The organism is Pseudomonas sp. H3_D04, from assembly GCF_054669175.1.
The window spans coordinates 2,397,637-2,410,809 of the sequence record NZ_CP162801.1 but is presented as its reverse complement, the minus strand read 5'-3'; the positions used below and the strand labels follow the sequence as shown (position 1 = coordinate 2,410,809).

Here is a 13,173-nt window from a genome sequence, read left to right as displayed (position 1 = left end):
GGCGAGGGAGCTTGCTCCCGTCCGGCGGCGCAGCCGTCGCAAGATCTGCACACAAGGTGTGGTTGAAGGAATGCCGGGGGCCGTTACGCAGCCCAACGGGAGCAAGCTCCCTCGCCACAGCTCCGTGTGTATCGTTTGCCCTCGGTGCCCGCTGCTGGCATCCTGCGCCTCCATTTTTTGACCTGGCCCCTGGCGCTTTCCTCGTGACCTCTTCCGAACACGCAAAACCCCAGCCCCGTTCCGACCTGATCTACGGCCTCAACGACCGCCCACACCTCACCGCCACGGTCTTCGCCGCCTTGCAGCATGTGCTGGCGAGTTTTGTCGGCATCATCACGCCCACCCTGATCATGGGCGGTGCTCTGGGCCTGCAAAGCGAAGTGCCGTACCTGATCAGCATGGCGCTGTTTGTCTCGGGCCTGGGCACCTTTGTTCAGGCGCGTCGGTTCGGCCCGATCGGTTCCGGCCTGTTGTGCCTGCAAGGCACCAGTTTCTCGTTCATCAGCGTGATTCTCAGCGCCGGGTTCATGGTCAAGGCCCGGGGTGGCGGCACCGATGAAATCCTCTCGACGATTTTCGGCGTGTGCTTTTTCGCGGCATTTATCGAAGTGGTGTTGAGCCAGTTCATCGGCAAGCTGCGAATGCTGATCACACCCGTGGTGACCGGCACCATCATTACCCTGATGGGGCTTTCGCTGATCAAGGTCGCGATGACCGACATCGCCGGCGGCTTTGGCGCGGCGGACCTTGGCGCGGCCAGTCATCTGGGGTTGGCGGCGTTGGTGCTCGGCACGATCGTGGTGCTGAACCGGGTCGATGTGCCGTTCCTGCGCCTGGGGGCGATTGTCATTGGCCTGACTCTGGGTTACGTCGTGGCCTGGCTGATGGGCGACGTCAATTTCGCCAGCCTGCCCGACGTGCCGCTGATGAGCGTGCCGGTGCCGTTCAAGTACGGCTTCAATTTTGACTGGGTGGCGTTTGTGCCGGTGGCGGTGATTTTCCTGGTGTCGCCGCTGGAAGCCGCCGGTGACCTGACCGCCAACTCGATGATTTCCCGGCAACCGGTCAAGGGTCCGATTTACATCCGCCGGATCAAGTCCGGCCTGCTGGCTGACGGCCTGAACTCGGCCATGGCGGCGGTGTTCAACAGCATGCCGATGGTGACCTTCGCGCAAAACAACGGAGTGATCCAGCTCACCGGCGTGGCCAGCCGTTACGTGGCGTTCTTCATCGCCGGCCTGCTGGTGTTGCTGGGGCTGTTCCCGATGATTGGCGCGGTGCTGCAATTGATGCCCAAACCGGTGCTCGGCGGCGCGGAACTGGTGATGTTCGGCACCGTGGCGGTGGCCGGCATCAAGATCCTCGCCGAGGCCGGTCTGCATCGGCGCAACATGCTGATCGTGGCGATTTCCATCGGCATGGGCCTGGGGGTCGCAGCGGTGCCCGAAGTGCTGCGCGAGCTGCCCAAGGCGCTGCACAACATCTTCGAATCACCGATCACCGTCGGGGCGTTGTGCGCTATCGTGCTGAACATCTTCCTGCCCGAGGAATTCATCGAGCTGGAAGAGGACGATTTCGATCCGGAAGCGTCGATCTTGCAGGTCATGGAAAACCCCGATGTCCCGGCCAAGGGTGAACCCGCAGGGCCTGCGGCAGTCGCACTGTTGAACCGCTAGAAAGCTCGAGGGCTGAGCCCGTGGCGGTTCAGCCCTTTTCTTTATGAGAGTGTCTACATGCGTAGCGTCCACGCCGTCATCCTTTCTCTGCTGTTGCTCTCCCTGAGCGCCTGCGCCCTCTTCCCCCATCGCGATCCGTTGAACATCAACGTGGTCGGCATCGAGCCGCTGCAAAGCCAGGATATGGAAGTGCGCTTTGCCGTGAAGATCCGGGTACAGAACCCCAACGAAACGCCGATCGACTACAACGGCGTGGCGCTGGATCTGGAAGTCAATGGCCTGCCACTGGCGTCCGGCGTCAGCGATCAGTCGGGCTCGATTGCACGCTTTTCCGAAACCGTGCTGAGCGTGCCGGTGAGCGTTTCGGCGTTCTCGGTGTTGCGCCAGACGTTGGGGCTGAGCCAGACGCAGACACTGAATAATCTTCCCTACGTGTTACGCGGCAAACTGGCGGGCGGCTTGTTTGGAACGGTGCGCTTCGTGGACACCGGGAAGCTGAGCTTGCCGGGGTCGACAGCCGGAACTCGGTCATACCGACAATGAATATCCCCTGTGGGAGCGAGCCTGCTCGCGAAGGCGGAGTGTCAGAAAACACATGCATTGACTGACACTCCGTCTTCGCGAGCAGGCTCGCTCCCACAGGGGGGATGCTGTTCAACCAGTGACGGTTATGCGGTGCAACGGACGCCGGGCCGGGCGCGCGTAGTGACTGATCCCGTCGTAGTCATAACGCGCGCGACTTGATCTTCTAGCGCCAATCCAGATAACGAAACAGTTCCTCCTCCTGATCAAAGTGCAGTCGCACGAGGGTATCCAGACGAATCAACTGATGCTGGATCTCATCAGCAGATGCCGTTGCGGGGTCGGAACTGAAGTCGTTACTCATGCGCGCCAGTAAATGGATAAGGCGAAAAATCTCCCGGTGAGCGTGGCTCATAGCCGACATCGGGTCCTCTCCCGGCATGCTTCGCGTCAGCAGCGGGTACAGTATGTTTTCATCTTCGTGTTCATGCTGCGCCAGTGATGTTTGCAGCTTGTCGACCAGTTGCACCAGGTCGGTCTGTGCTTGCGCCAGTGGGCGCCGGGCGAAGTCATTGGCCAGTTGGTGCAGATCGCTCAGTACGGTGGAGAGTTGCTGGTGTTCATCTTGCAGGCGATCGATATGTTCTGCGGCAAGCTTTCGTTTCCTCAGCACCCACAACGGCCCCAGTGCCCGCAAGGCGTTAAGGATAATCACCACGTCGATACCCTCCTGCACCACGGCGCCAATCAGCGGCGGCAGGTAACCGAGGGCCGCCACCGCCATGGCCAGCAACGACATCCCCATGCCGACCAGCACACCCTGGCGGGCGATGTAGCGGGTGCGTCGGGCAATGTCCAACGCCTCGACCAGACGATCCAGCCGATCCACCAGCAGCACAACACCTGCGGCTTGTGCAGAAGCAGTGGCACCGCTGGCCCCCATGGCTACGCCGACGGTGGCCGCCGCCAGGGCCGGGGCATCGTTGATGCCATCACCGACCATCAGTGTGCTGGTGCGCAGGCAACCTTCCTGTACAGCACGCACTTTATCCTCAGGGGTCAACCCGGCACGCAGCTCGTCAATCCCGGCAGATAGCGCAATCATCTCGGCGGTTTCCAGGCGATCCCCGGTGAGCATGACTATCTTTTCGATGCCCCGATTACGCAGTCGATGCAGAGTCTGTGGCGTTTCGCGCCGAACCTTGTCCGAGAAAACCAGCAGGCCCGCGAGTTGCCCATCCACGTCGATGAAGCTTCCCACTGCACGCCAGGTAATCCATGTGGCGCAGCATGGCGGCGACCCAGTCAGTTTCAGGGGCGTCTTTGTGAGCGAAAGACAACGAGCCGAAACGCACCTGCACGCCATCGACTTGCCCACAAAGTCCGGAGCCTGGGCTTTCTTCTACTTCCTGTGGGACGCTCAGAGGCAATTGACGCTGATGCGCCGCCTCAACGATGGCCTGGGAGACAGGATGCGTCGAGGCCTGCGCCAGCGAAGCGGCCAGGCCAAGCAGGCGCTGCGGATCGACCAGTCCGTTGACCTCTATCGACTGCAGACGGGCATGGCCGCTGGTCAGCGTGCCGGTCTTGTCGAGGAACACCTGCTTGACTCCGGCCAACGCTTCCAGGGTCACGCCGTCCTTGATCAGTATCCCGCGCCGCGCTGCCCTGGAAATCCCCGACATGATGGCAATCGGTACGGCCAGAATCAAAGGGCAAGGTGTGGCCACCACCAGTACCGCCAGCGCTCGCAAAGGATCACCACTCAATTGCCAGGCCAATCCGGCAATCAGCAACGTCAGCGGGATGAAGAACAATGCATAGCGGTCGGCCAGGCGCACGAAAGGTGCGCGTGAACGACGTGCCTCCTCAGCCAGCCGCACTATGCCGGCATAGGTACTCTGCGCGGCCGTTCGCGTGGCGATTATCAGGATGGGCGCACCGACATTGGAAACGCCGCTGGGCAGTTGCTCTCCTTCTCGACGGGTGACGGGCAACGACTCACCGCTGAGCGCCGATTCGTCCAGAATGGCCGCAGGACTTAGCAACCGACCGTCGACCGGTATCACCTCCCCCAACCGCACCAGCAATGTCTGATTCAGCTGGACCTGCTCAACGGGGATCTCGCGCAAGCCGCCCTCCTCCTGCAGCCAGGCAAAACGTGGCGCCCGGTCGATGAGCGCACGAAGCTCACGGTCGGCGCGTTGCTTGGTGAAAAACTCCAGGGTCCGTCCGGTCGCCAGCATTAAGGCAATCACCGCTGCCACCAGTGTCTGATCAAAGACCAGGGCGGCAGTGATCGACAGCAGCGCGATCAGGTCGACACCGGCCTCGCGCCGGGCCAGGCGCCTGACGATTTCAAGGAGCAGTACCGCAGCCATCACCAGACTTCCGGCGGCCCAGCACCTCGATGCCCAATCAGGTGCTTGCGCAACATACGCAATGCCGCCGGCCAGCAGCGTCAGTGCGGTGAGCAGCAACAGAACAGGGTCCAGCCACTTACTGAGCATCGAAGTGAGTTCCTCAAAAGCGATTTGCAGGCCTCGCTGTAAAACAGCTGTCGCTCATCGAGGTATAGCTTAGGACTCGATGTCTTTCGTGTCCCCGGCACGCCGCAATTTCGGCGCTGGACACAATAGAAGTCACGGTTGTGCCCGGACGAACCTGGTGTAAACCTATTTCAGGACTAGACAGTGCAAAAGGCTGAAGCAAGGCGTGCGTTAACGCTGCGATCACATGTTCTCTTCGACGAACGAATCTGATTGTCTGACCGCCAGAATGCTGCCCTGCAACGAATACAGCGCGCGCTCCATAGTGCTGCCGATGAATCGATTAGTACCCACCCGATGCAAGGTGCCCATCACCACGACGTCAGCCTGGTAATCATCGACAAATGCACTGATCACCGACATCGGCAGCCCCATGAAAAAATGCCGGCGCTCTGGAGCAATGCCATAGCGCTCAGCCAGGGTGTTGAAGGCCTGATGAAGGGACGCTCGCAACTCATCCATGAAGGCCACATTCCAGCAGCCGGTGATCAGCGGCGTATCGCCATTGAATGCAGGCGATAAGTCATAGGCGTAAAGCAGGTGCAGCGATGCGTCGCATTGCACGGCCAGCGTATGAGCTGCCTGAATAATGGCATCGTTCACATCACGGATTTGTGTGACCGTATCAAACAGGTCCACAGCGGCGACGATCTGATGAGGCAACTCATGATGGACCTGGTTGACCAGGTGCAACGCAACGGGACACCCGCGCAGCAAATGATAATCCAGAGGTGTGACGAACACCCGTCCAAGTACCGGGTCCACCGTGACATCTTTGATGACCAGGTCGGGCTTGAGCTCTTCTACACACTTCAAGATGTCGAGCAGTGGATCGCAGGTGAAGACAACTTGCACGTTCACGTCCAATCCCTGTGCATTGAGACCCTGAAGTGTCTGGTCCCTCCAGTGGAGATAATGGCGCTGATATCGCGGGTCCCCCTCCTCGTCTCTGTTCTCTTCCCACACATGCGCCATGGCCGCCGGTTCGATAAAGGCTCGTACATCCAGCATGGCTCCACTGGCCCTGGCCAGGGCGATGGCACGCAGCAAGGCTGGGGCTTCTTTGAGGTTTGGGTTGGCGATCAGCAGCAAGCGTTGATAGTGGGCCATGACACACCTCGTCTATACACCGGCCCATAGCGTGGCCATGTTCAAAGACTGCGCTCGTTGCGCCCTATGCCTGTTTGATTTACATCAAATCCAGGCAATTGAGTGCACTGTCACAAGAGATCTGATCCAGATCATATTCAGGCGCAGTCAGCGGAGTAGAAAGAAGTGAATCGCGAGATTTGCCACTGCGCGCCAACCTATGAAGACGGCTGGAGGATCGCATCATGCTCACTGTCAAAGACCATAATGATCGGGCCTCTGAAGCCTATTCCAAAGTCACTGGGAAATACTGGATCGAAGCGCTCAAGGATGGTCGTCACGTGTTGATCCGGCAACTGACGGAAAAAGACCGCGAGCGAGAGTACCGCTTCATCAAACATCTGTGCCCTGAGTCCCGGCACATGCGCTTTCTCATGCAGAGCAACGAACCCGGCAACAAGCAGTGCCTGGCATACATCGCACTGGTCCACGAAAATGGCCAATTGATCGAGATCGGCGTCAGCCGGTATGTCGCCACGGGCGAATACAAGTGTGAATGTACGGTGACAGTCGCCGATCAGTGGAAGCGTCTGGGTTTGGGTACGTTATTGCTGGAACATTTGATCACGGCCGCGCGCAAGAACGGTTTTCACCAGATGTATGCGCTCGACGCCTCCAGCAATGCCCCGATGCGCGACCTGGCCAGATCACTGGGCTTCGAGACGCGCGACGATCCCTACGATACCCGTCAGGTGATTCACTGCCTGTACCTGTAAAACAACGGGTCTGTTGAAGCACCTTGATCCGGCGACTCATATAAGCGGCCTATTGGCCCGCGAGGTGAGGAATCTGGCCCCCGACACCTTCTCTCAAGCCTTTGCACCCTTTATTGACGAAACTCAATTGTTCATCTGGAGCAAGGCGTAGGAATAATCAAACAGGTGATGAATCGACACAAAAGTTTGCGTTTAAACACAATGTGTCGAGGACCTGCGGATCGATCTCCGGCGGTTGTGCGCAAGCGCAATACCGCTGGCGGTAACCCACCCTTACGGGGACGACGGTCATGAACACACCCTCCCAAGACATGCTGGATAACCTGTATGGCTCACCTCGGCACATTGACCAGGCTGCCATCGCACCGCTTCTGCGCCAATACGCTGAGCCTCTGCCGGCGCTGGACTCATCCGCCTTTGGTGAAATGTTCGATCGCTATGCGGATGCGCGGGTGGTGATGATTGGTGAGGCCAGTCATGGCACCAGTGATTTTTATCGAACCCGGGCAGCGATCACCCAAAGGCTGATCGAGCAACACGGGTTCAACATTGTGGCCGTTGAAGCCGACTGGCCGGACGCCGGCCATGTCGACCAGTATGTCCGGGGGTTGGCACACTCGGCGTGGAAACGTCACATCTTCAGCCGATTCCCGACCTGGATGTGGCGCAACACCGACGTGAGAGCATTCGCCCACTGGCTGCATCTCTACAACCACACCCTCGCCACGGAACGTCGCGTCGAGTTCCGCGGACTGGACGTCTACAGCTTGCGCAACTCCATCCATGAGGTGCTGAGTTATCTGGACCGGGTCGACCCACAGCTGGCCCACGAGGCCCGGCGGCGCTATGGCTGTCTGACCCCTTGGCAGGATGATCCCGCGTTGTATGGTCACTTCGTCGAACGTGCCGGCTTGATGCCTTGTGAGCAACCGGTGATTGAACAGCTCGACGCCATGCTGGCCGAACAACTGGCCGGGCTCATCCAGAACGACGAGGCCTTCTTCAATGCGGCGCAAAACGCTCGGGTAGTGCAGGCGGCGGAACAGTATTACCGTGCGATTTATCGAGGGTCGACCGCCTCGTGGAACCTGCGTGACCGGCACATGTTCGACACACTTCGGGCACTGCTTGAGCACCGGGGTCCACAAGCCAAAGCCGTGGTCTGGGCGCACAATTCTCATATCGGCAACGCGGCTGCGACGGAAATGGGCTGGAAGGGTCAGTTCAACATCGGTCAGCTGTGCCGCAGTGCTTATGGGCGCGATGCCGTACTGATCGGTATGAGCACCGACCGTGGCCAGGTGGCCGCAGCCGATGACTGGGACAGCGACATGCTCATCAAGGATATCCGGCCCTCTCGCCCGGACAGTTGGGAGCACCAGTTCCTCAAGGCGGGTGTGCCGGCGTCATTGACCGACTGGCGAGACCCAACGCGCAAAGCGCTGCGCCGGGTGTTGTCCAAACCGTTGCTGGAACGGGCCATCGGGGTGATTTACCGCCCTGAAACCGAACGTGGTAGTCACTACTTCGAAGCGACGCTGGCCGAACAGTTCGACGCCATGATCTGGATTGAACAGACCCAACCCGTGACAGCACTGGCGCTGCCGAAAAGCCAGAGACTCGAACCGGAAGACGAAACCTATCCGTTTGGCGTGTGAGGCCGATCAGGCGTTGTCAGGCGGGGTCGTGCAAATACTTCTCGAACCAGTCGCCAGCGAGTCTGGCGACTTCTTCAAGGGCTCCAGGTTCTTCGAAAAGATGGGTCGCGCCCGCCACAATTTCCAGCTGCTGCTCACACCGCAAGGCCTGACTGCTTTGATCATTCAGTTCGAGCACCACTGGGTCTTGGGCGCCTACGATCTGCAGGGTGGGTGCTCTCACCTGCGACAATGCAGCCCCCGCCAGGTCGGTGCGCCCTCCGCGGCTGACCACCGCATGCACCACCTCCGGGCGCACGGCCGCCGCCAACAACGCCGCCGCAGCACCGGTGCTTGCGCCGAACAGACCGATTCGCAGCGAGCGCAACTCCACGTCCCGACCGACCCAGTCGATGACGTCCACCAGTCGCCTGGCGAGCAAGGCAATATCGAAACGCAGCTCCCCGGTGAGGTTGTCCAGGCGTTGCTCTGGCTCCGTGAGCAGGTCGAACAGCAGCGACGCCAGCCCCCGCTTGGCCAAGGACTCTGCGACAAACTGATTGCGTGGGCTCAGACGGCCACTGCCGCTACCGTGCACGAAGATCACCAGACCGTCAGTCTGCAGCGGCAGACGCAGATCGGCCGATAACTCAACCTCACGCAATTCCAGCTGTCGAGATTGAGGCTTAATCATCGAAAGGTTCCCGCGAGGCGGAATCGGTGGCGGCTTCTCGCTGCCAGGCCCGTTGCAACAAATCAATGACTTCTTCGTCCGAGGTCTGGGGGAAACTCAAGTACCAATACCCGATCGACATCATCCATTCAGGTATGAGTGGGCAGATCACCTCATCGACTTCGAAGCTCAGCGTGTCCACCGTTTCCCGCGGAGCAACCGGCACGGCAACGACGATACGAGTAGGTGCCTGCACACGCACCGCGCGGATCGCCGCCATCATCGAGGCGCCCGTCGCCAGGCCGTCATCCACCAGAATCACCACCTGCCCCTTGAGCTGCAAGGGTGGCCGGGCGCCCCGGTACAGGTGCTCCCGCCGCTGCAATTCCCGTGTTTCACGCGCGACCACGGCGTCGAATGCGGCCGGGGAAATCGGGTGAGCCCGCAGCGCTTCTTCATTTCGGATCTGGATACCGCCACTGGCGATGGCGCCCATGGCGAACTCGGGGTTGGACGGCACGCCCAGTTTGCGCACCAGCATCAGGTCCAGGCGCACGTCCAGGGCCTTGACCACTTCATAGGCAACCGGAACGCCGCCACGGGGCAAGGCGAGGACGATGACATCGGGTCGATGGGCGTATTTGAGCAACGGTTCCACCAGACGTCGACCGGCTTCTGCCCGGTCCTCCAATGTGGTTTGTAATGAGGGGCTTTGACTCATGAAAAACCTCCTCAGGCGATGACGCCTGTCGTTTCGTTACACCATGGCCTTGTCCGGCTAGACCGCCAGAACACTGCAAGGCACCTGGTACAGAATATGTTCGGTCGTGCTGCCCAGCAGCTTCTCCAGGCCGTGGTACTGGACTCGGCCCATCACGATCACATCCACCTGCTGCTCGTTGGCAAAATCGCTCAACGCCGCGACCGGATGTCCGAGAACAAAATGCCGACGGTCAGAGGGGACGCCGTACCGACCGGCCAATTTGCTGAACGATTGTTCCTCGGTGGTGCGCAACTCTTTGGTGATGTCTGGAAGCGCCAGCCCCCCCATGTCTGCCAGATAGACCCCTGAAAGATCGCAGGCATACAGCAGGTGCAGCTCGGCATCGCACTGCAACGCCAGATTGGTGGCTTGCTGAATGATCCGCTCGTTCAGCTCGCTGTCCGCAGGCGCCGCATCCGACGCGTCAACCGCCGCCACGACCTTGCGCGGCAAGGCATGACCACCGCCGCCCACCAGATAGACCGGTATCGGGCAGTGGCGCAACAAATGCCAATCCAACGGGGTGAAGAATGCGCGTTTGAGCGCTGATTCGTGCTGCACTTCCTTGATCAGCAGGTCGGGCTGCATTTCCGTGACGTGATCAAGAATGTCTTGCTTCATGTCGTCGGCCCACATTACCTCTGTCGTCACTTTGAGCCCCAGCGCGTTGAGATTGGTTGCCTGGTTTTTCAGCCAGTCGCGATGGTCCTGAAGGTAGCTTTCCCGGGCTTTTTCCTGCACGCCTTCGTCAAGCAGTGACAGTATCTCCAACGGCTTTACAAGCGCAGCAATATGCAAGCCCGCGCCGCTGGCCTTGGCCAGAGCGGCCGCATGGTTTATCGCTGGGGAATGGCGCAGGGCCGGGTTGATGATGAGTAACAAGCGTTGATATTGGCTCATGATCTGACTCCATACAGGGGGACTCGACGTCCATCGCTGCCCCATTGCTGAGACTAGTCGTAACGCCTGCGCCGGATCAGGCACCCGCGTTGATTCAGCGTCCTCTCTTGATGTCGCCCTGGCGTTGATTTATATCAAATCCCCACGTAACGCCGTTCATTGGACCAATGCGGGTCATGGATCGGGCTTTCATTTCGCCGTACTTGATCAATATCAACAGGGCCGGGCCGAGCAGGATTACGTTGGCAAAATGGGACGGCATTTTTGCTGTGCTCAGGACTTTGATGCTTGCCGGTTCCTTGATGGTGTGATGCCTCCACCGCACCGGCTTTCGACAGGAGACGGCAATGTCGACCCAACTTGCGAGTCAGCGGTTGCGCTTGTACGACAGCGATGAACTCGATGGTGTGCTGCAGGCGATGGCGCGCCAAGCGGCGATATTGTTGCCGCCCGCTCAATCGGCACTGATTGGCATCCAGCGTCGCGGCGAGCCGCTGGCACAGCGCTTACAGCAGCATCTTTCGCGTCAGACCGGCCAGCCAGAACTGCCGCTTTACCCCCTGAAGGTCAAGCGTTATGCCGATGACCTCAAGGTCCTGCATGCACAGACGGAATTGACTGAGAACCCACTTCTGGGCGAGCTGGACCTTGCCAATACCACCCTGCTTGTTGTCGACGATGTGCTTTTTGAAGGCCACTCCCTTCTGCGCACCTGTGCCTATTTGGCGCAGCTGGGAGCCCGTCGGGTCTACACTGCGGTATTGGTTGACCGGCATGTTTGCCAGCAACCGATCCGTGCCGACATTGTCGGCGTGCACCTGCAAGTTGCCGCCCATGACATTGTCGAATGCAACGTCCCGCCCTACGAAATGGAGTTCTGCATTGAAGTGTTGCGTCATGGTGCTGCCCGATGATGGCGCAACTGTTCGATAAGCCTCAAAGGAGCCAATACATGCTCACCGACCGCCCGCTTCTTTTTGCCCTGCAAGGCAGTGAGCACTATGCAACCCGCGTCGCGCAACGGCTTGGCTGCCAACTGGCCCTGCATGAAGAGCGCGACTATGAAGATGGCGAACATAAATGCCGACCGCTGGCATCGGTTAACGGTCGCGAGGTCGTGGTGTTCCATGCTTTGTATGGGGATGACCGGCAGAGCGCTAACGATAAGTTGTGTCGCCTGTTGTTCTTTTGCGGAGCACTCAAGGATGCCGGCGCTCGCCATGTGCAAGTCGTAACGCCCTATCTCTGTTACGGACGCAAAGATCGTCGCAGCCAACCTCAAGACCCCACGATCACCCGCTACCTGGCGGCCATGATTGAAGCCTGCCACGTTGATCGTCTGGTTGCCCTGGAGGTGCATAATCCGGCCGCGTTCGACAATGCCTTTCGCATTCCGACGTGGAACGTGCAGTGCACAGAATTATTCGCCGAGCATTTCGCCAGGTTCGTCGGCGACGCCGACGTGGTGGCGGTGTCCCCGGATTCCGGTGGTGCCAAGCGCGCCGAACAGTTTCGTCAGGCCCTCGAACGACATCTGGGACGCTCAGTGGGCAGTGCGCTGATGGAGAAGCACCGTGCTCATGCGACGCTGACAGGCGCCCTGTTGGTGGGCGACGTATCGGGTAAGACAGCCATTGTTTTCGACGATCTGATCAGTACCGGTGAAACGCTGAAGCATGCGGGCCTTGCCTGTCAAAAGGGTGGAGCGACCCGATTGTTTGCCGCGGCGACCCATGGTTTGTTCACGGCGGGCAGCCATCTGTTCGACAAGCCGCTTTTCGAGCACATTGCGATCTCTGACAGCGTGCCTCCGTTTCGCCTATCCCCCGAGTGCGTGACGCAGCACGTGCACGTAATCGACAGCACCGCCCTGATAGCCACCTTGCTTGCTGAAAGTGGAGCATTCGATACCGTTTGAGCAGATGAAGAGGCCGATCAAAGACAATGGGGAGTGCCTGACGTTGAAAAAGATGAAAATCAACACAGCATTCACACTGATGGAGCCAGGCCCGGTGGTCTTCGTCACCACAAATGATGGCCGCAAGAACAACATCATGACCATCTCGTGGACCATGGTGATGGGCTTCACGCCGATTTTTGCCATGACCACCGGGCCCTGGAACTATTCGTACGCCGCGCTTCTGAAAACCAAGGAGTGCGTCATTTCAATCCCCACCGTCGATTTGATCGATCGCGTTATTGGTGTGGGAACCTGTTCTGGTGCCGACACAGACAAGTTTGCAACCTTCGGATTGACGCCCGTGAAAGGCAAACATGTCAGGTCACCCTTGATTAAGGAATGCCTGGCCAATATCGAATGCAAGGTTGTCGATATCATCGAGAAACACAATATTGTTGTCCTCGAAGGCCTCGCCGCCTACATCGATGAGTCACGCCAAGAGACACGAACCCTTCATTCAGTGGGTGATGGTTCCTTTGTCGTGGACGGACGCAAACTGGATAGAAGAGAAATGATGCAGTCGAAGCTACCAGAGGGTGTCCAGTTGGTTAGTCAATGATAATGAGCGCCACCGGCGTCCACTTGGCAGGCAATGAACAGTCCTCGACGAGTCACTGACCTGGTGCGT

General features: G+C 59.2%; 11 protein-coding genes and 1 pseudogene. 7 read left to right on the top strand and 5 right to left on the bottom strand.

The features are described from left to right. The first annotated feature begins 203 nt into the window (after positions 1-203). Both AB4N91_RS11265 and AB4N91_RS11260 read left to right on the top strand, forming a co-directional pair. Positions 204-1,676, top strand: a complete 1,473-nt coding sequence (locus tag AB4N91_RS11265) for a nucleobase:cation symporter-2 family protein (protein WP_424479952.1) — start codon at positions 204-206, stop codon at positions 1,674-1,676. Between the two features lie 57 nt (positions 1,677-1,733). Beyond that, positions 1,734-2,219, top strand: coding sequence for an LEA/WHy family protein (locus AB4N91_RS11260; RefSeq protein WP_145307716.1), 486 nt, complete (start codon positions 1,734-1,736; stop codon positions 2,217-2,219). Positions 2,220-2,424: 205 nt separating this feature from the next. Here AB4N91_RS11260 and AB4N91_RS11255 read toward each other — a convergent pair. Together AB4N91_RS11255 and AB4N91_RS11250 are read right to left on the bottom strand one after the other, a co-directional pair. Further along, a pseudogene (locus tag AB4N91_RS11255) lies at positions 2,425-4,708 on the bottom strand (heavy metal translocating P-type ATPase). A gap of 222 nt (positions 4,709-4,930) precedes the next feature. Beyond that, positions 4,931-5,857, bottom strand: coding sequence for a universal stress protein (locus AB4N91_RS11250; RefSeq protein ID WP_460112456.1), 927 nt, complete (start codon positions 5,855-5,857; stop codon positions 4,931-4,933). 224 nt (positions 5,858-6,081) lie between these two features. Between AB4N91_RS11250 and AB4N91_RS11245 the strand changes: the two genes are divergently transcribed. Both AB4N91_RS11245 and AB4N91_RS11240 read left to right on the top strand, forming a co-directional pair. Beyond that, complete coding sequence (locus tag AB4N91_RS11245) at positions 6,082-6,612, top strand: GNAT family N-acetyltransferase (protein ID WP_083376670.1); 531 nt, start codon at positions 6,082-6,084, stop codon at positions 6,610-6,612. Positions 6,613-6,902: 290 nt separating this feature from the next. After that, positions 6,903-8,270 (top strand): erythromycin esterase family protein, encoded by a 1,368-nt coding sequence (locus AB4N91_RS11240; protein ID WP_460112455.1) that lies wholly within the window; start codon positions 6,903-6,905, stop codon positions 8,268-8,270. A gap of 16 nt (positions 8,271-8,286) precedes the next feature. Here the strand turns inward: AB4N91_RS11240 and AB4N91_RS11235 are convergent, their stop codons facing one another. From AB4N91_RS11235 to AB4N91_RS11225, 3 genes are read right to left on the bottom strand one after another with little or no spacing between them, the layout of a single operon-like run. Further along, positions 8,287-8,943 carry a dienelactone hydrolase family protein gene (locus AB4N91_RS11235; protein ID WP_460112454.1) on the bottom strand — a complete coding sequence of 219 codons (657 nt, stop codon included), beginning with the start codon at positions 8,941-8,943 and terminating at the stop codon, positions 8,287-8,289. Further along, the gene (locus AB4N91_RS11230; RefSeq protein ID WP_460112453.1) at positions 8,936-9,643 is read right to left on the bottom strand and encodes a phosphoribosyltransferase; all 708 of its coding nucleotides are present in this window, start codon (positions 9,641-9,643) and stop codon (positions 8,936-8,938) included. The genes AB4N91_RS11235 and AB4N91_RS11230 overlap by 8 nt, the downstream gene beginning before the upstream one ends. Positions 9,644-9,700: 57 nt before the next feature. Beyond that, positions 9,701-10,585 (bottom strand): universal stress protein, encoded by an 885-nt coding sequence (locus AB4N91_RS11225; protein WP_102595251.1) that lies wholly within the window; start codon positions 10,583-10,585, stop codon positions 9,701-9,703. 347 nt (positions 10,586-10,932) lie between these two features. Between AB4N91_RS11225 and AB4N91_RS11220 the strand changes: the two genes are divergently transcribed. From AB4N91_RS11220 to AB4N91_RS11210, 3 genes are read left to right on the top strand one after another with little or no spacing between them, the layout of a single operon-like run. Then, positions 10,933-11,499: a phosphoribosyltransferase family protein gene (locus AB4N91_RS11220; protein ID WP_083376666.1), complete on the top strand. Its 567-nt coding sequence runs from the start codon at positions 10,933-10,935 to the stop codon at positions 11,497-11,499. Between the two features lie 38 nt (positions 11,500-11,537). Further along, positions 11,538-12,503, top strand: a complete 966-nt coding sequence (locus AB4N91_RS11215; protein WP_288113816.1) for a ribose-phosphate diphosphokinase — start codon at positions 11,538-11,540, stop codon at positions 12,501-12,503. 52 nt (positions 12,504-12,555) lie between these two features. After that, positions 12,556-13,104, top strand: coding sequence for a flavin reductase family protein (locus AB4N91_RS11210; protein WP_460112659.1), 549 nt, complete (start codon positions 12,556-12,558; stop codon positions 13,102-13,104). Positions 13,105-13,173: the final 69 nt, after the last annotated feature.

What these genes read in the sequence shown, in the direction of transcription:
- AB4N91_RS11250 (WP_460112456.1), bottom strand. Translation starts at nt 5,857, where the DNA reads ATGGCCCACTATCAACGCTTGCTGCTGATCGCCAACCCAAACCTCAAA.
- AB4N91_RS11225 (WP_102595251.1), bottom strand. Translation starts at nt 10,585, where the DNA reads ATGAGCCAATATCAACGCTTGTTACTCATCATCAACCCGGCCCTGCGC.
- AB4N91_RS11240 (WP_460112455.1), top strand. Translation starts at nt 6,903, where the DNA reads ATGAACACACCCTCCCAAGACATGCTGGATAACCTGTATGGCTCACCT.
- AB4N91_RS11245 (WP_083376670.1), top strand. Translation starts at nt 6,082, where the DNA reads ATGCTCACTGTCAAAGACCATAATGATCGGGCCTCTGAAGCCTATTCC.
- AB4N91_RS11210 (WP_460112659.1), top strand. Translation starts at nt 12,556, where the DNA reads ATGAAAATCAACACAGCATTCACACTGATGGAGCCAGGCCCGGTGGTC.
- AB4N91_RS11215 (WP_288113816.1), top strand. Translation starts at nt 11,538, where the DNA reads ATGCTCACCGACCGCCCGCTTCTTTTTGCCCTGCAAGGCAGTGAGCAC.
- AB4N91_RS11230 (WP_460112453.1), bottom strand. Translation starts at nt 9,643, where the DNA reads ATGAGTCAAAGCCCCTCATTACAAACCACATTGGAGGACCGGGCAGAA.
- AB4N91_RS11260 (WP_145307716.1), top strand. Translation starts at nt 1,734, where the DNA reads ATGCGTAGCGTCCACGCCGTCATCCTTTCTCTGCTGTTGCTCTCCCTG.
- AB4N91_RS11235 (WP_460112454.1), bottom strand. Translation starts at nt 8,943, where the DNA reads ATGATTAAGCCTCAATCTCGACAGCTGGAATTGCGTGAGGTTGAGTTA.
- AB4N91_RS11220 (WP_083376666.1), top strand. Translation starts at nt 10,933, where the DNA reads ATGTCGACCCAACTTGCGAGTCAGCGGTTGCGCTTGTACGACAGCGAT.